15 protein-coding genes, 1 other RNA gene and 1 pseudogene are annotated in these 14,832 nt (G+C 66.8%); 7 read left to right on the forward strand and 10 right to left on the reverse strand.

Annotated features, from left to right (window positions below):
• Positions 1-5: 5 nt before the first annotated feature.
• The 6 genes and pseudogenes from atpD to RSPPHO_RS07825 form a co-directional block, all read right to left on the reverse strand.
• On the reverse strand, positions 6-1,430 hold the full coding sequence (gene atpD / locus RSPPHO_RS07800) for a F0F1 ATP synthase subunit beta (RefSeq protein WP_014414726.1): 1,425 nt from the start codon (positions 1,428-1,430) through the stop codon (positions 6-8).
• A 21-nt stretch (positions 1,431-1,451) separates the two neighbouring features.
• Positions 1,452-2,345: a F0F1 ATP synthase subunit gamma gene (locus RSPPHO_RS07805; RefSeq protein ID WP_014414727.1), complete on the reverse strand. Its 894-nt coding sequence runs from the start codon at positions 2,343-2,345 to the stop codon at positions 1,452-1,454.
• 44 nt (positions 2,346-2,389) lie between these two features.
• The gene (gene atpA / locus RSPPHO_RS07810) at positions 2,390-3,922 is read right to left on the reverse strand and encodes a F0F1 ATP synthase subunit alpha (RefSeq protein ID WP_041794743.1); all 1,533 of its coding nucleotides are present in this window, start codon (positions 3,920-3,922) and stop codon (positions 2,390-2,392) included.
• Entirely contained in the window at positions 3,922-4,479 is a 558-nt protein-coding gene (locus RSPPHO_RS07815) for a F0F1 ATP synthase subunit delta (RefSeq protein ID WP_041794744.1), read from the reverse strand. The genes atpA and RSPPHO_RS07815 overlap by 1 nt, the downstream gene beginning before the upstream one ends.
• A 244-nt stretch (positions 4,480-4,723) precedes the next feature.
• A pseudogene (gene priA / locus RSPPHO_RS07820) lies at positions 4,724-5,800 on the reverse strand (replication restart helicase PriA); the annotation flags it as partial.
• Positions 5,697-6,776, reverse strand: coding sequence for a DUF2066 domain-containing protein (locus RSPPHO_RS07825; protein WP_339325404.1), 1,080 nt, complete (start codon positions 6,774-6,776; stop codon positions 5,697-5,699). The gene RSPPHO_RS07825 and the pseudogene priA, both read right to left, overlap by 104 nt.
• Here RSPPHO_RS07825 and purM point away from each other — a divergent pair.
• Both purM and purN read left to right on the forward strand, forming a co-directional pair.
• The gene (gene purM, locus RSPPHO_RS07830) at positions 6,685-7,869 is read left to right on the forward strand and encodes a phosphoribosylformylglycinamidine cyclo-ligase (protein ID WP_014414731.1); all 1,185 of its coding nucleotides are present in this window, start codon (positions 6,685-6,687) and stop codon (positions 7,867-7,869) included. The genes RSPPHO_RS07825 and purM overlap by 92 nt on opposite strands.
• The gene (gene purN, locus RSPPHO_RS07835; protein ID WP_041794745.1) at positions 7,866-8,525 is read left to right on the forward strand and encodes a phosphoribosylglycinamide formyltransferase; all 660 of its coding nucleotides are present in this window, start codon (positions 7,866-7,868) and stop codon (positions 8,523-8,525) included. Before purM ends, purN begins: the two co-directional genes overlap by 4 nt.
• Here purN and RSPPHO_RS19825 read toward each other — a convergent pair.
• Together RSPPHO_RS19825 and RSPPHO_RS07840 are read right to left on the reverse strand one after the other, a co-directional pair.
• A complete protein-coding gene (locus RSPPHO_RS19825; protein ID WP_157879138.1) occupies positions 8,497-8,643 on the reverse strand; it encodes a hypothetical protein in 147 nt (48 codons plus the stop codon). The two genes, purN and RSPPHO_RS19825, sit on opposite strands and share 29 nt — an antisense overlap.
• On the reverse strand, positions 8,640-9,488 hold the full coding sequence (locus RSPPHO_RS07840; protein WP_081581684.1) for an ATP-binding cassette domain-containing protein: 849 nt from the start codon (positions 9,486-9,488) through the stop codon (positions 8,640-8,642). The genes RSPPHO_RS19825 and RSPPHO_RS07840 overlap by 4 nt, the downstream gene beginning before the upstream one ends.
• Here RSPPHO_RS07840 and RSPPHO_RS07845 point away from each other — a divergent pair.
• Both RSPPHO_RS07845 and thpR read left to right on the forward strand, forming a co-directional pair.
• Positions 9,487-10,179: an arylesterase gene (locus RSPPHO_RS07845; RefSeq protein ID WP_014414733.1), complete on the forward strand. Its 693-nt coding sequence runs from the start codon at positions 9,487-9,489 to the stop codon at positions 10,177-10,179. The genes RSPPHO_RS07840 and RSPPHO_RS07845 overlap by 2 nt on opposite strands.
• On the forward strand, positions 10,176-10,715 hold the full coding sequence (thpR, locus tag RSPPHO_RS07850; RefSeq protein WP_014414734.1) for an RNA 2',3'-cyclic phosphodiesterase: 540 nt from the start codon (positions 10,176-10,178) through the stop codon (positions 10,713-10,715). The genes RSPPHO_RS07845 and thpR overlap by 4 nt, the downstream gene beginning before the upstream one ends.
• 36 nt (positions 10,716-10,751) lie before the next feature.
• On the opposite strand, the gene RSPPHO_RS07855 is transcribed toward thpR, so the two are convergent.
• Positions 10,752-11,183, reverse strand: a complete 432-nt coding sequence (locus tag RSPPHO_RS07855) for a SufE family protein (protein ID WP_041794746.1) — start codon at positions 11,181-11,183, stop codon at positions 10,752-10,754.
• A 236-nt stretch (positions 11,184-11,419) separates the two neighbouring features.
• Here RSPPHO_RS07855 and ffs point away from each other — a divergent pair.
• From ffs to RSPPHO_RS07865, 3 genes are all read left to right on the forward strand, one after another.
• An RNA gene (gene ffs / locus RSPPHO_RS18345) (signal recognition particle sRNA small type) lies at positions 11,420-11,516 on the forward strand.
• 22 nt (positions 11,517-11,538) lie between these two features.
• A complete protein-coding gene (locus tag RSPPHO_RS07860; protein ID WP_041794747.1) occupies positions 11,539-13,326 on the forward strand; it encodes a DNA polymerase III subunit gamma/tau in 1,788 nt (595 codons plus the stop codon).
• The gene (locus RSPPHO_RS07865) at positions 13,323-13,646 is read left to right on the forward strand and encodes a YbaB/EbfC family nucleoid-associated protein (protein WP_014414737.1); all 324 of its coding nucleotides are present in this window, start codon (positions 13,323-13,325) and stop codon (positions 13,644-13,646) included. Before RSPPHO_RS07860 ends, RSPPHO_RS07865 begins: the two co-directional genes overlap by 4 nt.
• 73 nt (positions 13,647-13,719) lie before the next feature.
• On the opposite strand, the gene RSPPHO_RS07870 is transcribed toward RSPPHO_RS07865, so the two are convergent.
• Positions 13,720-14,448, reverse strand: a complete 729-nt coding sequence (locus RSPPHO_RS07870) for a hypothetical protein (protein WP_041794748.1) — start codon at positions 14,446-14,448, stop codon at positions 13,720-13,722.
• Between the last annotated feature and the right edge of the window lie 384 nt (positions 14,449-14,832).

Here is a 14,832-nt window from a genome sequence, read left to right on the forward strand (position 1 = left end):
GAGGATCACGCGGCTTCGGCCGCCATCTTCTTGGCCTTTTCGATGGCCTCGGCCATGCCGCCGACCATGTAGAAGGCCTGCTCGGGCAGGTGGTCGTACTCGCCTTCGACCAGACCCTTGAAGCCCTGCACGGTATCTTCCAGGCTGACCAGCTTGCCGGGCGAGCCGGTGAAGACTTCGGCCACATGGAAGGGCTGGGACAAGAAGCGCTGGATCTTACGGGCGCGAGCCACGACCAGCTTGTCCTCTTCCGACAGTTCGTCCATGCCGAGAATGGCGATGATGTCCTGGAGCGACTTGTAGGTCTGGAGGATACGCTGGACTTCGCGGGCCACCTTGTAGTGCTCGGCGCCAACGACGTTCGGATCCAGGGCACGCGAGGTGGAATCCAGAGGATCCACGGCGGGATAGATGCCGAGTTCGGCGATGGCACGGTTGAGCACCGTGGTGGCGTCGAGGTGGGCAAACGAGGTGGCAGGCGCCGGGTCGGTCAAGTCGTCAGCAGGCACGTAAATGGCCTGCACCGAGGTGATCGAGCCCTTCTTGGTGGAGGTGATGCGCTCCTGGAGGGCACCCATGTCGGTGGCGAGGGTCGGCTGATAGCCCACGGCCGAAGGAATGCGGCCCAGCAGCGCCGACACTTCCGAGCCGGCCTGGGTGAAGCGGAAGATGTTGTCCACGAAGAACAGCACGTCCTGGCCTTCTTCGTCGCGGAAGTACTCGGCCTGGGTCAGGCCGGACAGGGCGACGCGGGCACGGGCGCCGGGGGGCTCGTTCATCTGGCCGTAGACCAGAGCGGCCTTGGAGTTATTGCCTTCGAGGTCAATAACGCCCGACTCGATCATTTCGTGATAGAGGTCGTTGCCTTCGCGGGTGCGCTCGCCAACGCCGGCGAACACGGAGTAACCGCCGTGGCCCTTGGCGATGTTGTTGATCAGTTCCATGATCAACACGGTCTTGCCCACGCCGGCGCCGCCGAACAGGCCGACCTTGCCGCCCTTGGTATACGGAGCCAGCAGGTCGATGACCTTGATGCCCGTGACCAGGATTTCGGTGTCGGTGGACTGGTCGATGAACTCAGGCGCGCTGCGGTGGATCGGCAGGGTCTTCTTGGCGTCCACGGGGCCGCGATTGTCGATCGGCTCGCCGATGACGTTCATGATGCGGCCCAGCACGCCGGGGCCCACGGGCACGGCGATGGGCTGACCGGTCGCTTCGACCGGCTGGCCACGGGTCAGGCCGTCGGTGCTGTCCATGGCGATGGTACGCACGACGCTTTGGCCCAGATGCTGCGCCACTTCCAGCACCAGACGGGTGCCGTTGTTAGTGGTCTCCAGCGCCGAGAGGATGGGCGGAAGCTCGCCCTCGAACCGGACATCGACGACCGCACCCTTGACTTGGGTAATCGCTCCGGTGGTCTTCCTAGCCATGAATACTGCTCCTGAAATCGTTTAGAGGGCCTCGGCACCGGAGATGATCTCGATCAGCTCCTTGGTGATCTGCGCCTGTCTGGTGCGGTTGTAGGTCAGGGTCAACTTCTTGATCATTTCGCCGGCATTGCGCGTGGCGTTATCCATCGCCGTCATGCGCGCGCCCTGCTCGGAGGCGAAGCTTTCGAGAAGGCCCCGGAAGACCTGGATGCCGACGCACTTGGGCAGCAGGTCGGCCAGAATGGCCTCTTCGGAGGGTTCGTATTCGTACAGCGCCCGCCCGGCGTCGTCGGCGTGGGCGTTGTCGTTTCCGGCGGGCGGCGGCGCGAAGGGCACCACCTGCTGCAAGGTCACGACCTGGGAGATGGCCGAACGGAACCGGTTGTAAATCAGGGTGCAGACGTCGAACTCGCCGGCCTCAAAGCGCTTCAGGACATCCTGGGCCACCTTGTCGGCTTCGCCGTAGGTGATGCCCTTGGAGCCCTGCTCCTCGAAGGTGGCAAGGATATCGTTGGGAAAGTCCCGCTTGAGCGCGTCGCGGCCTTTGCGCCCGACGCACAGGAACTTCACCGTCTTGCCCTGGCCTTGCAATTCCAGGGCCTTGTGGCGGGCGGCCCGGACGACCGAGGCATTGAACCCGCCGCACAGGCCCCGGTTCGCCGTCATCACCACCAGAAGGTGGACGGTGTCCTTGCCGGTCCCGGCCAGGAGGGGGTTAGCCCCCGCCTGACCGGCAACCGACGCCGCAAGATTGGACAACATCCGCTCCATGCGCTGGGCATAGGGGCGGGCGGCCTCGGCGGCATCCTGGGCCCGTCGCAGGCGCGAGGCGGCGACCATCTTCATGGCCGACGTGATCTTGCGCGTGGACTTGACCGAGGAGATCCGGGCCCTTAGGTCCTTAAGACTGGCCATCGGCTACGAGCCTTTCGCTGATCGCTTCACGGGGACGCCGGGCTTCAAGCAAACTTCTTGCCGAAGTCGCCCAGGAACCGGACCAGCTTGTCTTCCGTCTCCGACGACAGAGCCTTCTCGGTGCGGATGGCGTCGAGGATGTCGGCCCCGGCGGTGCGCAACTCGGACAGGAGCTGGGCCTCGTAGCGGGTGACGTCCGTCAGCTTGACCGCATCCACGTAGCCCTTGGTGCCGGCGTAGATCACGCAGACCTGTTCCTCGACCTTGAGCGGCGAGTACTGGGGCTGCTTAAGCAGCTCGGTCAGGCGGGCGCCGCGGGCCAGCAGCTTCTGGGTGGCCGGATCCAGATCCGAAGCAAACTGGGCGAAGGCAGCCATTTCGCGGTACTGAGCCAGTTCCAGCTTGATGGTGCCCGCAACCTTCTTCATGGCCTTGATCTGGGCAGCGGAGCCGACGCGCGACACCGACAGACCCACGTTCACGGCCGGGCGGATGCCCTTGAAGAACAGCTCGGTCTCCAGGAAAATCTGACCGTCGGTGATCGAGATCACGTTGGTCGGAATGTAGGCGGCCACGTCGTTAGCCTGGGTCTCAATGACCGGCAGCGCGGTCAGCGAGCCCGAGCCGTTGTCGGCATTAAGCTTCGCGGCGCGTTCCAGCAGGCGCGAGTGGAGATAGAACACGTCGCCGGGGAAGGCTTCGCGGCCGGGCGGACGACGCAGCAGCAGCGACATCTGACGGTAGGCAACGGCCTGCTTGGACAGGTCATCATAGAAGATGACGCAGTGCATGCCGTTATCGCGGAAGAATTCACCCATGGCGCAGCCGGTGTAGGGCGCCATGAACTGCAACGGCGCCGGCTCGGACGCGGTGGCGGCAACCACGATGGTGTAGTCAAGGGCGCCGTGCTCGGCCAGGGTCTTGACGACCTGGGCCACCGAGGAGCGCTTCTGACCCACGGCCACGTAGATGCAAAACAGCTTTTCGCTGTCGTTCTTCGCCTTGTCGTTGACCGGCTTCTGATTCAAGATGGTGTCGAGAATCAGGGCGGTCTTACCGGTCTGGCGGTCACCGATGATCAGCTCGCGCTGGCCTCGGCCAATGGGGATCAGGCTGTCGATGGCCTTGATGCCGGTCTGCACCGGCTCGAACACCGACTGGCGCGGAATGATCCCGGGGGCCTTGACCTCGGCGCGGGTGCGCTTGACATCGGTCAGATCGCCCTTGCCGTCGATCGGCTGGCCCAGACCATCAACGACGCGGCCCAGCAGGCCCTTGCCCACCGGCACGTCCACGATGGACTTGGTGCGCTTGACGATCGAGCCTTCCTTGATGCCTCGGTCGTCGCCGAAGATCACGATGCCGACGTTGTCGGCCTCGAGGTTGAGGGCCATGCCCTTCACCCCGTTGTCGAACTCGACCATCTCACCGGCCTGGACCGCATCCAGGCCCCAGGCGCGGGCGATGCCGTCGCCGACCGCCAGAACCTGACCCACCTCGGCGGATTCGGCCTCGGTTCCAAAATTGGCGATCTGCTCCTTGAGGATCGCGGAGATCTCCGCGGCGCGGATTTCCATCACCCAACCCCTTTCATGGCGAAGTGCAACCGTTTCAGCTTAGTGCGCAGGGAACTGTCGATCATGCGCGACCCGATGCGCACGACCATGCCGCCCAGCAACGACGGATCGACCGTCGCCGCGACGTTTACCGTCCCCACGGCTTTCTTGAGAGCGGCCTCCAGGGCGGCGGCCTGGTCGGCCGAGAGCGGGGTCGCGGTGGCCACGTGAGCCGTGACCTCGCCCCGAGCCCGGGCCTGGCGAGCCTGGAAGGCCTTGATCATAGCGGCAAGCGCGAAGGCCCGCCGGTTCGAGCTGACCAGCCCGACGAAATTGCGCGTGAGCTCGGACAGGCCCGCGGCCTGGACAAGCGCGTCGAGCGCCTTGCGCTGCGCCTCCCGCCCCACGACCGGGCTCGCGATCACCCGACGCAGCTCGGCGCTGGCGTCCAGCAGGGCTTGCAAGGTGGCGAGGTCGGCGGACACGACGTCCAGCGCGCCTCGCTCCTCTGCCAGTTCATAGAGGGCAGCCGCATAGCGGTCGGCCACTCCTGTTACTCCAGCCAATTCGGATGACACGTGCGATAGCCTCACGACAGTCGTTCGAACGCGGTGCGCCGGGCGGCGCAACCCTTTGATTTTTKTGGATTGACACCCCTCGCGAGGCGTTTGACCCCAAAGGGCGTCGGGTTGATTAGCACAGACCTCCCCCGCTTGCAACACAAGCGGGCAGCTCTCGGAACCCCTTGAGGTCGGGTCCGGTCGGCATGGGATCAGTGCTCCCCCCCCAGGAAGCGACACGCCCTTAATCCTTGGGGCGGGACTATAAAAAGGAAACGGGGTCCACGTCCACCTGAACCTTCACCCGGGAGCTCATCGAGACGGACGCGAGCCAAGACGCCACCAAAGGCTGCACGCGAACGTCGCGAGGTGCCTTGAGAAGCAGCCGATGACGGTGCCGGCCACGCAACAAGGCCAGCGGCGCCGGCACCGGGCCGAGAATCGACACGCCCCGAGCCGTGGGCGCGGCGCGCCCCAGGGCGGCAGCAACCGCGCGCACCTCCCCAGGATCCTCACCAGAAACGATCAGGGCCACCAGCCGGCCGAAGGGAGGCATCCCCAGGTCCTCGCGCTCGCGGGACTCGGCTTCCAGGAACAAGGCGGCATCGCCACTGGCCAGAGCCACCATCACCGGATGCTCGGGGTCGGTGGTCTGCAACAACACCCGCCCCGGGCGCTCGGCCCGCCCCGCCCGGCCGGCCACCTGATGAAGCATTTGATGGGTGCGCTCCGCCGCCCGGGGATCGCCTCCCCCCAGTCCCAAGTCCCCGTCCACGACCCCCACCAAGGTCAGCAAGGGGAAGTGGTGGCCTTTGGCCATGATCTGGGTGCCAACGATCAAGTTGACCTCGTTGTCGCCAATCTGCTGGGCCAACCGGGCGGCCTCGGCCGGGGTCGTGATGGTGTCGCTGGCCGCCAGCAGCAGCCTTGCCTCGGGAAAACGGTGACGGGCCTCGATGGCCACCCGCTCGACCCCGGGACCACAGGCCACCAGGGCGTCCTCGGCGCCGCAGGCGGGACAGGTCGGCGGTAAGGGCCGTTGAAACCCACAATGATGACAGCGCAGCCGTCCGGCCTCGCGGTGCTCGACCAGCCACGCGGTACAGCGCGGGCAGGCCAGCCGATGGCCGCAGTGGCGGCACAGGGTCAAGGGCGCATACCCGCGCCGGTTCAGATACAACAAAACCTGCTCGCCGGCGGCCAGGGTGTCGCGCACGGCACTGACCAGAGGGGGACTAAGCCAAGCGGTTTCCCGCTGGGCGCCCTCGACGGCGGGGGTCCACTTTTGCGGCGGGTTGCGCCGGAGATCGACCAGCCGAATCTCGGGCATGACCGCCCCCGGAGGGGGGGGCGGGTTGGGTGCTCAGGGTCTTCCAGCTTTCCTCCAAGGTCGTGCGGACCTTGGCAAGGGCGGTTTCGAAGGCCTTGGGACCCGCCGCCACGGTAAAGGGCTTGAGGTCGGTGAAGACCCCCACGCCGCGCAAGGTGACGGTAAGGCCGGTTTCCGGCGCGCCTTGCACGTGGACGATGACCGCATCGGGGGCGCCGTTGCGCGCCGCCAGCCGGCTTGCGGCGGTTTTATCGCCACCAAGCGCCCGCTTGCCGTCGATGATCCCCACGTCCTCAATGTCGCCCAGGGCCAGGACCAGCGGCACCAGCCCTTCCTTGAGGCCGGTTGCATGCGCCCAGGTGGCGCCCCAGGGGTTGGTGTCCTCCCACAGCAAAGGCGCCGCCGAGGGGGCGGCCTGATAGACCGGCAAAATCAGCACTGGGGTTTCGCGCGGGCGCACCCGGGCAACGCCGGTTTGGCTCAGCAACTGGTCTACTTTGGCGGCGTTGAAGCGCACGGTTATGGTAGCGAGATAGCGCTTGGCCGTGGTGCGTTCGTTATCCAGGCTGAAGTCCACCACCATGGCATCGGCCCGCGCCGCGTCCACCGGGGGCAGGCGGGCCTGATCCCCGGCCGGCACCATGGATTGCAGCAAGGCRCGCAGGGCTTTCACCTGCCCCTCGTCGATGGCTTTTTGGCGCGCGGCCGCCGGGCTGTCGGCACTGACGTCCACCGGGATCGGCGGCGCCGTGTAGGGCTCGCGGGCCAGCGCGGGGCTCACCAGGGCGGCCGTCCCCCCCAGGGCCAGCGGAAAAACGCCTCCCGCCACGGTTATCGGCCCGAGAACCAGGGCAGAAAGGACCCGCGGGATTGCAAAGCGCGACGCATGCGCTATGGTCCAAGGACGCCGGGGGTCGGCGGTCCGGCGCCGTCCGGGTCGAAGGCCCGGGATCATCGGGATCAACGCGATCAACGAGGCTGCCATTTCCACTTCCCATCACGATGCCGGCGCTCAGGCGTCCGGCCTGACCTACAAGGATGCCGGTGTTGACATAGACAGCGGCAATGCCCTTGTGCAAGCGATCAAACCTTATACGGCGGCCACGGCGCGCGCGGGGGCCGATGGGGCCCTGGGCGGGTTCGGGGCTGTCTTTGATCTTGCCGCTGCCGGCTACCGCGACCCGCTGCTGGTCACCGCCACCGATGGTGTCGGCACCAAGCTCAAGATCGCCCTCGACTCGGGGCGGCATGATACCGTGGGTATTGATCTTGTCGCCATGTGTGTCAACGATCTGGTGGTTCAAGGGGCCGAGCCGTTGCTCTTCCTTGACTACTACGCCACCGGCCGTTTGGAGGTGCCCGTCGCCGCCGCCGTGGTCAAGGGCATCGCCGCGGGCTGCCGCGACGCCGGGTGTGCCCTGGTTGGCGGCGAGACCGCCGAAATGCCAGGGCTCTACAAAGCCGGCGACTACGATCTGGCCGGATTCGCGGTCGGGGCGGTCGAGCGGGCCAACCTGCTGACCGGGGGGGCCGTGGCGCCGGGCGATCGTCTGCTGGGGCTCGCCAGTTCAGGGGTGCACTCCAACGGCTTTTCGCTGGTGCGCCGCGTGGTCGAGCACGCCGGCCTGGGCTGGGAGGATCCGGCGCCCTTCGCCCCGGAGCGTCCCTTGGCCGACGCTCTCTTGGAGCCGACCCGCATCTATGTGCGCGCCTGCCTCGCCCTGCATCGGGCCGGGCTGGTGCATGCCTTCGCCCACATCACCGGCGGCGGCTTCTGGGAGAACATCCCGCGCGTGCTGCCCGACACCTGCGCCGTTCACCTGGACGCGGGGGCCTGGACCATGCCGCCCGTGTTCGGCTGGCTGGCCCGTCAGGGCGGTATTGCCCCGCACGAGATGGCCCGCACCTTCAACTGCGGCATCGGCATGGTGGTGGTGGTGCCGGCCGACGCCGTGGCCCAGGCCCGTGCCGTCTTGGAGGCCGAGGGCGAGGCCGTGTTCGACCTGGGTCGGGTGGAGGCGCGTGCCCCCGAGGATCCGGCCGTGGTCATCGACCGTCTGGCGGAGGCTTTCGGGTGAGCGCCCGGGTCGGGGTTCTCATCAGTGGTCGGGGCTCCAACATGGAAGCCCTGATCAATGCCTGTGCCGATCCCGCCTTTCCCGCGCGGATCGTTACCGTGGTGTCGAACCGGCCCGACGCGGCCGGTCTCGACAAGGCCCGGCAGGCGGACATTCCGGCCCATGTGTTCGACCACAAGGCCTTTCCCGGCCGAGAGGCCTTCGAGGCGGCCCTGACCGGCCACCTGGAGGCGCAGGGCGTCGATCTCGTCTGTCTCGCCGGCTTCATGCGTCTGCTGACCCCGGGCTTTGTCGAGCATTGGCGCGATCGTCTGGTCAACATTCACCCTTCCTTGCTGCCGTCTTTCAAGGGGCTCGATACCCACGAGCGGGCGCTGGCGGCGGGGGTGCGTTTTCACGGCTGTTCGGTTCACTTGGTGCGCGCCGACATGGACGCCGGGCCCTTGCTGGTCCAGGCGGCCCTGGCCGTGCATCCCGACGACACCCCGGACACTCTGGGGCGGCGGGTGCTGGCCTTGGAGCACCAAGCCTATCCGTTGGCCTTGCGCCTGCTGGCCGAGGGCCGGGTGCGGGTCGAGGGGGAGCGGGCCGTGATCACGGGAGGGACGGTGCCCGAGATGGCCGTGCTCAATCCGGCAGGGCTATCGGGTGAGTGACGGTGGCGGCGATGTCATGGACCAGCCCATAGCCGGGCAGGGCGCGGGCCACGGTGTCGTCGTAGCCCCGGGCGCGGGCTTGGTCGAAGCGGGCCGAACGAGAGTCTAGAACGGTCATGCGGTTTTCCCTGGGCAAGCGGGGGGAGGGGAAAGGGGAAGGCTGGGGGAGGGGGGCCGTCCCCACGGCCCCTCGGTCACGGCGTGCCTTCGAAATAGGCGAGGTCCCGGGAAGAGGGCTGCCCAGGCCGGGGCGGGGGCGTCCGGGCTGACAAGGTGGTCGTCCACGATCACGCCATCGCGCAAGGCGACCACCCGCTCGCAGGCCCGGGCTAGGCCCAGGTCATGGGTGACGAGGATCAAGGTGGTGCCAAAGCGCGCCTTCAGGGAAAAAATCAGGTCGAGGATGCGTTGGCCCGTCTCGCCATCCAGGTTGCCGGTCGGCTCGTCGGCCAGCAAGACCCGGGGCTGGACCGCAAAGGCCCGGGCCAAGGCCACACGCTGCTGCTCGCCGCCCGACAACTGGCCCGGGCGATGGTCAAGGCGGTGATCCAGGCCCACGGCCGCCAAGGTCTCGCGCGCCACGGCAAAGGCATCGCGCCGCCCGGCCAGTTCCAGCGGCACCGCCACGTTCTCCAGCGCGCTCATCGAGGGGATCAGGTGGAAGGACTGGAAGACAATGCCCACGCTGTCGCGCCGCACCCGGGCCAGGGCATCCTCGGACAGGGCCGACAGGTCGCGGCCGGCCAGGACCACGCGTCCCTGGCTGGGCCGCTCCAGGCCGGCGATGACCATCAGCAGCGAGGTTTTGCCCGAGCCGCTGGGTCCAACGACGCCAACGCTCTGGCCGGCCGAGACCGTGAGCGAGAGGCCCCGCAAAATGTTGACCTCGCCGGCCGGACCTTTCAGGCTCAAATGAATCTGGTCCAGCACGAGGGCCGAATCCGCATGGGGAGAGCCGTTCATGCCTGTCCTTTCCTGGTTGCGCCCGCCCCGACGGCAGGGGTCCTCCCGATATGGGGCGGCCGGGCGCGTCATCAATGTGGGGGTCTTGCTGCTGGCCCTGGCCATCGGCTCGGCCCGGGCCACCGAAACCGCCCCGGTGGTGGTCGCCGTGCTCGGCGACAGCTTGGTTGCCGGCTACAACATCGCCGCCGAGGAGGCCTTTCCCGCCCGTTTGGAAGCCGCCTTGCGGGCCCGGGGCCATCAGGTGCGGGTGCTCAATGCCGGCGTATCCGGCGATACCACAGCGGGCGGCTTGGCCCGGCTCGACTGGACACTCAGCGACCGTCCCGATGCCGTGATTGTGGAACTGGGCGCCAACGATGGCCTGCGCGGCCTTGATCCCGAGCGCACCCGCGCCAACCTGGACACCCTGGTCACCCGTCTCAAGGGCGCCGGCAAGAAAGTGCTGCTGGCCGGCATGCAGGCGCCGCCCAACATGGGCCGCGACTATGCCGAGGCCTTCAACGCCATTTATCCCGCCCTGGCCGCCAAGCATCAGGTGTTGTTCGATCCGTTTTTTCTGGAGGGCGTGGCCGGGGTGCCCGCCCTTAACCTGAGCGACGGTATCCATCCTAATCCGGCCGGTGTGGACGTCATGGTCGCGCGCCTGCTGCCCCTGGCCGAAAAGTTGGTGGAAGGACAGCAGCCGTGATTCGCCTGTTCATCGGCCTGGGTTTGCCCGACGCGGAGCGGGCGCGCCTGGGGGGGCTGGCGGTTGGCATGCCCGGGGTGCGCTGGATGCCGCCGGCCTCCTTGCATCTGACCGTGCGTTTTCTCGGCGAGACCGAGGAGGGGCTGGCCCGCGAGATCGACACCGCCTTGCAGACCCTGCGCGCGCCGCCGGTGCCGGTGCGTTTGGAAGGCCTGGGGGTGTTTGGCAAGGGGGCCCGGCGTCATACTCTGTGGGCCGGGGTTGCCGCGTCGCCCGAGTTGGGGCTGCTCAAGGGGCGGGTGGATGCTGCCTTACGCGACCTCGGGCTGGAGGCCGACTCTCGGGCCTTTACCCCGCATGTCACCTTGGCCCGCATGACGAGGCCGCACGAGGAGCGCTTGCAGCAGTTTATTGAGGGGCACAGTCTGGAGGTGGCCGGTGGGTTTGTGGCCCCAGCGTTTGTGCTCTATTCCAGCCATTTGGGGCACGAGGCGCCGCACTATCGTGAAGAGGCGGTGTATCCGTTGCAGGGGTAAAAAAGAAGGCTGGGGAGGCTGGCCTCCCCAGACCCCTCAGGCCAGGGCGGCTTGGGCGGCTTTTTTGATGACCTGGGCCATGCTGGCCACGCCGTTGCGGCGGTTGGGGCTGATGTGGCTTTCCAGGCCCAGGGTCTGCAAGGCTTGGTCCGGGTCCACCGCCAAGATCTCCTGTGGCGTCTTGCCCGAGAACAGCACCACCATCACCGCCGCCAGTCCGCGCACGATGTGGGCATCGGAATCGATGAGAAAATGCAGGCGTTTGGGCGGGCCGGGCTGGACCACCGGCACCAGCCACACTTGGCTCATGCAGCCCTGAACCTTGGCCGCTTCGGTGCGGGCCGCCTCGGGGAACTCGGGCAAGGAGCGCCCGAGGTCGATGAGATAGCGATAGCGGTCCTCCCAGTCGTCGAACAGGGCGAAGGTGTCGGCCAGACCCTCCAGGGTCAGGGTACTAAGATCGGTCACCGTGGTCTCCAGGATGCGAGTCAGAAGCCCCCTCTTATACCACACAAGCGTCGCGTTGCCTCATCGTGCTTTCCCCCCCAAGGGAATGAGGGGTCTGGGGAGGGCCGCCTCCCCAGCCTTCCTTCTTTTTCAAAGCGGTACAGGAGGATGCGAGGATCTCCTCCTCTGCCACGACGCAACGAAATCGTCAAAAAAACCTCTTGCCAAGCCCCCCGCCCGTCCCCTATACACCCCCTCGGAAGGCTGGCGCGGACGTAATCCTCGCAAACCTGGTCAGGTCCGGAAGGAAGCAGCCAATGTGGGACGTTGCGGGTCGCGTCCAGTCTTCCACCTCTCGCCGCCAACGGCCGACGGCATGACAGACACTTCCCTTGATGAGAGCACTGCCCTGGAACATCCCGGGGCTTATCGTGTTCTGGCGCGCAAGTATCGTCCCACGACGTTTGACGCGCTGATCGGCCAGGATGCCCTGGTCCAGACCCTCACCAATGCGATTCAGTCGGGCCGTCTGGCCCAGGCCTGGATGTTGACCGGGGTGCGTGGCGTGGGCAAAACCACGACGGCACGCTTGATCGCCCGCGCCTTGAACTGCGTGGGGCCGGACGGCACTGGGGGCGTCACCATCGCGCCGTGCGGCGTGTGCGAGCATTGCCGCGCCATCGCCGAGGATCGGCACGTCGATGTCCTGGAAATGGACGCGGCGTCGCGCACCGGCGTCAACGATATCCGCGAGATTCTCGACGGCGTGCGCTATCGTCCGGCCATGGCCCGGACCAAGGTGTACATCATCGACGAAGTGCACATGCTCTCGACGGCGGCCTTCAACGCCTTGCTCAAGACGCTGGAAGAGCCGCCCGCCCATGTAAAGTTCATCTTCGCCACCACCGAGTTGCGCAAGGTGCCGGTCACCGTTCTGTCGCGCTGCCAGCGTTTCGACCTGCGCCGGGTCGGGGTCGAGCAGCTCACCACGCATTTCGCGCGGCTGGCCGGTATCGAAGGCGCCAGCATCGAGGCCGGCGCCCTGGCCCTCATCGCCCGCGCCGCCGATGGCTCGGTGCGCGATGGGCTGTCCCTGCTCGACCAAGCCATTGCCCATACCGCGGGCGTGGTCAGCGAGGCCCAGGTGGCCGAGATGCTAGGCCTCGCCGACCGTGCCCAGGTGCTTGACCTGCTGGAGCACCTGCTGGCCGGGCGCATCGCCCCCGCTCTGGAAGGGCTCGCCCGGCACTATGCCCTGGGCGCCGATCCGCTGGTGGTTTTGCAAGATCTGCTCGACCTGATCCACTGGATGACCCGGGTTAAGGTCGTGCCCGCCTCGACCGACGATGCCGCCGTGCCCGAGGCCGAGCGCGAGCGCGCCGCCGGCATGGCCGGGCGCTTGTCGATGGCTGTCCTTAATCGGGCGTGGCAGATCCTCCTCAAGGGTCTGGACGACGCCCGCACCGCCCCGGTGCCCCTGCGCGCCGTTGAAATGGCTTTGATCCGTCTGGCCTATAGCGCCGACCTGCCCACCCCCGACGAGGCCCTGCGCCGTCTTGCCGCGTCCGGCCCCTCGGCCGGTACCGCGCCGGCTCCGGGCGGCGGGGGGGGCGGCGGCGGGGCGCGAGCCCTGGGCGGTGGGGCGGCGGCGCGCTTGGTCGCCAGTCAGGCTGTTGCGCCCGCTCCGGTGGCGGCGGTCAGTGGCACGGCGGTGGACGCGGTGCCCAAGACCTTTGCCCGGCTGGTGGACTTGGTGCGCAGCAAGCGCGAGGTGGTTCTAGCCGCCCACTTGAGCCGCGACGTGCGACTGGTGCGCTACGATCCCGAGGCCTGTGTCCTAGAGTTCCATCCGCTGCCCCAGGCGCCGCGCACCCTGGCCGGGCAGGTGGGAACCCTGCTGACCCGCTGGACGGGGCGCCGTTGGGGGATCAGCGTCAGCGACCAGCCGGGTCAGGCGACCTTGCATGACACGACCACGGCAGATATCCATGCTCACCCGCTGATCCAGGCTCTGTTGCACGCCTTTCCCGGCGCCGCCTTGGGGACCATCCGCACCACCCGGGCCCCGGAGGAGGACGAGGACGAGGCCGTGACCTACGAGGCCCCAGTTGGATCAGCCGACCACGACGCTTTTGATCCCTTCACGACAGAGGACGACTCATGAAGAACATCGGTCAGATGCTCAAGGCCGCCCAGCAAATGCAAAGCCGCATGGCCGAGGCTCAAGAGGCCCTGGGGGCCCTGGAGATCACCGGCACCTCGGGCGCCGGGCTGGTGGAACTGACCTTGACGGGCAAGGGCGACCTCAAGGCCCTCAAGCTCGATCCGTCGCTCCTCAAGCCCGAGGACGCCGAAATGGTCCAGGACCTGATCGTTGCCGCCTTCACCGACGCCAAGGCCCGCGTCGATCAGGCCGCCAAGGCCAAGATCGCCGAGGTGACCGGCGGCCTCAAGCTGCCCGAAGGCATGAACCTGCCCTTCTAACATCAGGGGAGCGCCCCGGTGCCGGGAACCGAAATCGAGCGCTTGGTTCAGGCGTTGGGGCGCTCCCCTGATGTTAGAAGGGCAGGTTCATGGGCTCGCCGAACCGGGCGATCTGCGGCCCCTCCTCTTTTTTGTCGTCCTTTTTCTCGTCCCTGCGAGCGGGCGACTTGAGGGGAAGTTTGGGCAGCACATCGCGTTCTAGGGCCGTCAGAGTCGAGCGCACCTCGGGAGCCGGCCCCACCACGACCAAGAAAAAAGGCAACCATGCCGTGCTGTTCACGTAGTCACCCATCGCCTTCTTCTCTGGGGGCTTCCCTTTGCTGGGCTTGGGCCCGGCCGGCGGGGGACGAGTGGGGTCGAACAGGCGTCCCTCAAAACGGCTGGGAATCCCCACCACCGCGACCATCCAAGACGGCTGCTGGAAAATCTCGCGGATCGGTTCGACATAAACCCCCACGTCCCCCAAAATCGCGCTGTCCGGCTCGTAGGGCGACAGGTCGGTAACAATCACCGAGACTTTGGCGGGAGGAACGCCCTCGGCTTGCCCATCGTCGGGCGTCACAGCCTGGGTCAAGGGATCGGCTAGTCGGCTCTCTTGAATAAACGCCCGGGTGATGACCGGCGTTGGGGAAACAGGAACGGTTTGCGCAACCGGACGCCCCTCGGCAGGGAGATCAAAGAAATCGCTGAAGCGGGCGCTCATAAAAAAAGCCGGCTCCACGTTCTCGATCATGCCCCGCGCAAAGAAAGCCAAGTTGACGCTCGCATTGCTCACAACCAGATAGTTACGAAGACGCTCCAAAACTCCGGATAGAGGAAAATTTGGGTCCAGAGCTGCGCTTTGTGGTCGTAAAAATCCTTTGATGCTTCCTGAAACGTCCAGCCACAAATCTACTTGGCGTGGCGGGCGCTCCTGGGAAAAAGAGGGGGACGGGGCGAGATTCTGCGACACGCCCTCGTTCCAATCCTTGGGCAAGCAGGCCGCGGACAGCCCCGAGACGGGGGGGCTTTCTTGTGCCATGCCACCGGAAACAACCAACAGCGTCCCCACCACCAGAGCCAAGCCCCCGGCTCCTAATGATCCCCACCGCCTCTTCCTGGAAAGCCCACAGCCCATCATTCCACCCCACCGGATCGAGACACTTTTTACGACCATCAACCCCATAACCATTCCTAGGGTTACACG

The sequence above is a fragment of the Pararhodospirillum photometricum DSM 122 genome (assembly GCF_000284415.1).
Taxonomy (GTDB): Bacteria; Pseudomonadota; Alphaproteobacteria; order Rhodospirillales; family Rhodospirillaceae; genus Pararhodospirillum; species Pararhodospirillum photometricum.

Bases quoted from the DNA above. Each gene is read 5' to 3' on its own strand.
- atpD (WP_014414726.1), bottom strand. From the start codon at position 1,430: ATGGCTAGGAAGACCACCGGAGCGATTACCCAAGTCAAGGGTGCGGTC.
- RSPPHO_RS07805 (WP_014414727.1), bottom strand. From the start codon at position 2,345: ATGGCCAGTCTTAAGGACCTAAGGGCCCGGATCTCCTCGGTCAAGTCC.
- atpA (WP_041794743.1), bottom strand. From the start codon at position 3,922: ATGGAAATCCGCGCCGCGGAGATCTCCGCGATCCTCAAGGAGCAGATC.
- purM (WP_014414731.1), top strand. From the start codon at position 6,685: ATGGTCCAAGGACGCCGGGGGTCGGCGGTCCGGCGCCGTCCGGGTCGA.
- RSPPHO_RS19825 (WP_157879138.1), bottom strand. From the start codon at position 8,643: ATGACCGTTCTAGACTCTCGTTCGGCCCGCTTCGACCAAGCCCGCGCC.
- RSPPHO_RS07845 (WP_014414733.1), top strand. From the start codon at position 9,487: ATGCCTGTCCTTTCCTGGTTGCGCCCGCCCCGACGGCAGGGGTCCTCC.
- RSPPHO_RS07840 (WP_081581684.1), bottom strand. From the start codon at position 9,488: ATGAACGGCTCTCCCCATGCGGATTCGGCCCTCGTGCTGGACCAGATT.
- RSPPHO_RS07860 (WP_041794747.1), top strand. From the start codon at position 11,539: ATGACAGACACTTCCCTTGATGAGAGCACTGCCCTGGAACATCCCGGG.
- RSPPHO_RS07865 (WP_014414737.1), top strand. From the start codon at position 13,323: ATGAAGAACATCGGTCAGATGCTCAAGGCCGCCCAGCAAATGCAAAGC.